This is a genomic window from Burkholderia sp. Ac-20379 (assembly GCF_017104645.1).
Taxonomy (GTDB): domain Bacteria; phylum Pseudomonadota; class Gammaproteobacteria; order Burkholderiales; family Burkholderiaceae; genus Burkholderia.
This window is the reverse complement of sequence record NZ_JAAGPF010000604.1, coordinates 1-2,317: the sequence shown is the minus strand read 5'-3', so window position 1 is coordinate 2,317 and position 2,317 is coordinate 1. Positions and strand designations below refer to the sequence as shown.

The 2,317-nt window shown below is 72.5% G+C and carries 2 protein-coding genes; both read left to right on the top strand.

Translation table 11 applies throughout. From position 1 onward, the window contains the following. On the top strand, positions 1-607 hold a 607-nt coding region (locus tag G3N92_RS33155; protein WP_206131731.1), incomplete at its 5' end, for a hypothetical protein. A 35-nt stretch (positions 608-642) separates the two neighbouring features. Further along, positions 643-2,259: a penicillin-binding protein 1C gene (gene pbpC / locus G3N92_RS33150; protein ID WP_339385876.1), complete on the top strand. Its 1,617-nt coding sequence runs from the start codon at positions 643-645 to the stop codon at positions 2,257-2,259. Positions 2,260-2,317: the final 58 nt, after the last annotated feature.

Below are 2,317 nucleotides of genomic sequence, written 5' to 3'. Positions count from 1 at the left end.
CGCCGCCACGCGCAGCGCGCCGGCCCGCACGGCGCTGCTGCCGTGGCCGGCCGCCTCGGCAAGCCGCGCGCCGCTCACGCTGTCGCTGACGCAGGACGGCACCGGCAAGCCGTGGGCGACGATCCAGAGCCTCGCCGCCGTGCCGCTCAAGCGGCCGGTGGTGTCCGGCTACCGGATCACCAAGACGGTCACGCCGGTCGATCCGGCCGTGAAGGGCGTGCTCACGCGCGGCGACCTGGTGCGCGTGCACCTCGACGTCGATGCGCAGGCCGAGATGACCTGGGTGGTCGTCGACGATCCGGTGCCGGCCGGTGCGACGATCATGGGCTCGGGCCTCGGCCGCGATTCCGACATCGCCACGCAGGGCGAGAAATCGGGCGACGGCGCCTGGCCGTCGTTCGTCGAGCGCGGCTTCGACGGCTACCGCGCCTATTACGGCCATCTGCCGGCCGGCAAGACCACGATCGAGTACACGATGCGGCTCAACGCGGTGGGCAGCTTCGGCTTGCCGCCCACGCGCGTCGAGGCGCTGTACGCGCCGTCCGCCTACGGCATGACGCCGAACGCGCCGATCGTCGTGAAGCCCGCGCCGGCGCAGCAACCGTGAGCGCGGCGCGTTCCCGCGCGCAGCGCACGCTGCGCGTGATCGCCGCCGCCGTGCTGATCGGCGGCGCGGGCGCGGCTCACGCCGTGCCCGGCTACGACGCCGTGCGCCGCGATTTCCGCAGCTCCGACTGGCTGCTGCTCGCGCGCGACGGCACGCCGCTGCAGCGCACCCGCATCGACAGCGCCGAACGGCGCGGCGACTGGGTCACGCTGGCCGACGTGTCGCCCGCGCTGCGCGAGGCGATCGTCGTCTCGGAAGACAAACGCTTCTACGACCACAGTGGCGTGGATTGGCGCGGCATCGCCGGCGCCGCATGGGCCAATCTCTGGAATTCGCGCACGCGCGGCGCCTCCACCGTCACCATGCAGTTGGCCGGTTTGATCGGCGACAGTTCGCGCCATTCGGGCCAGCGTTCGCTGCCGCAAAAAGCTGGCCAGGCGATCGATGCGCTGTGGCTCGAACGCAGTTGGCGCAAGGATCAGATCCTCGAGGCCTACCTGAACCTCGTGCCGTTTCGCGGCGAGACGGTCGGGCTGTCGGCGCTGTCGGTCACGCTGTTCGGCAAGGCGCCGTCCGGCCTCGACGAACGCGAATCGGCCGTGGCCGCCGCGCTGATCCGCGCGCCGAACGCCAGCTATCCGAAGGTCGCCGAGCGCGCCTGCCGGATCCTCCACGACATGCATGCCGACGCCGGTTGCACCGGCCTCGACGGCTTCGTACAACTGGCCTTCGCGCGGCCCGCACCGCCGTCGTCCGCATTCCTCGGCGGCGAGGCGCTCGCGCCGCATTTCGCGCGCCGCATCGCGGCGCAAACCCATCCGCAGCCCGGCGCGCGGATCCGCTCCACACTCGACGCGGGCCTGCAACGCTTCGCCCGCGATGCGCTGACGCACGCGCTGACCGAGCTGAGCGCCGCGCCGCGCTCGCGCAACGTGCAGGACGGCGCGGCCATCGTGATCGACAACCGCAGCGGCGACATCCTGGCCTGGGTCGGCTCGTCGGGCGCGCTGTCGGCCGCGCCCGAGGTCGATTCGGTGCTGGCGCTGCGCCAGGCCGGCTCGACGCTGAAGCCGTTCCTGTACGCGCAGGCGATCGACGAGAAACGCCTGACGGGCGCCACCCTGCTCGACGATTCGCCCGTCGACCTGGCGGCCGGCGGCGGCCTCTACGTGCCGCAGAACTACGATCACGATTTCAAGGGCTGGGTCAGCGTGCGCAGCGCGCTCGGCTCGTCGCTGAACGTGCCGGCCGTGCGCACGCTGGTGCTGGTCACGCCGCACCGCTTCTCGCGCACGCTCACGGCGCTCGGGCTGCCGCTCACCGAACAGGGCGATTACTACGGCTACAGCCTCGCGCTCGGCAGCGCCGACGTCACGCTGCTGACGCTGGCCAACGCCTATCGCGCGCTCGCCAACGGCGGGCTGGCGCGGCCCGCGTTCGACCTGCCGCGCAGCGCCGCGCAACGGGCCGCGCAGCCGGCCGGCCAGCGCGTGTTCAGCGCCGACGCGAGCTTCAGCGTCACCGACATGATTGCCGACAACAACGCGCGCACGCGCACGTTCGGCTGCGACAGCCCGCTCGCCAGGCACGGGGTCTCGGCGGTCAAGACGGGCAGCAGCAAGGACATGCGGGGAGACGTGGCGGGGGGGTAAGCGTCGAGGTACAAGGGGGGGGAGGGGAGAGGGACAGGGGTGGGAAAGGGGGGGTGGG